This is a genomic window from Micromonospora sp. DSM 43699 (assembly GCF_055517075.1).
On record NZ_JBTMMT010000266.1, the window covers coordinates 1 to 398 of the forward strand.

At 60.8% G+C, this 398-nt stretch carries 1 protein-coding gene; it reads left to right on the plus strand.

Annotated elements, in window-relative coordinates:
- Nucleotides 1-371 (plus strand): CBS domain-containing protein (locus AC0AIB_RS31575; protein WP_465098140.1); only part of this gene is annotated, 371 nt, incomplete at its 5' end.
- Nucleotides 372-398 lie beyond the last annotated feature (27 nt).

Consider the following 398-nt stretch of genomic DNA (forward strand, 5'->3'; position numbering starts at 1 on the left):
GTCGTTTGCTTGGCACGGTCGGCGATCAAGAGGTCATCGAGGCTGCTCGCCGCGGAGATCGCAGTATTGCTGACGCGGTGGAAACTAGCGGCATCCTCACGGCGCGGACCGACACTCCGTTGTCCGAGCTCTTCGCTCCGACCAGCAACGCCAGGGTGCCGTTGGCCGTTGTCGACGAGGACTTCCACCTCATGGGTGTCATCTCTCGGGTGACCCTGCTCGACGCGATGTCACGAGCTCGCGACGAGGCAGGAGAGGGATCTGTCATGTCCTTGGAGAACACCGGAAAGCTTCCCATTATCAGGGATACCGGTAACCCGGTCGGTCTTCCGCCGGCTGACCAAATTGCGACGATCGAGAAGGAGGCCTGATCGCCATGGGCTTCAATTTCGCTAACC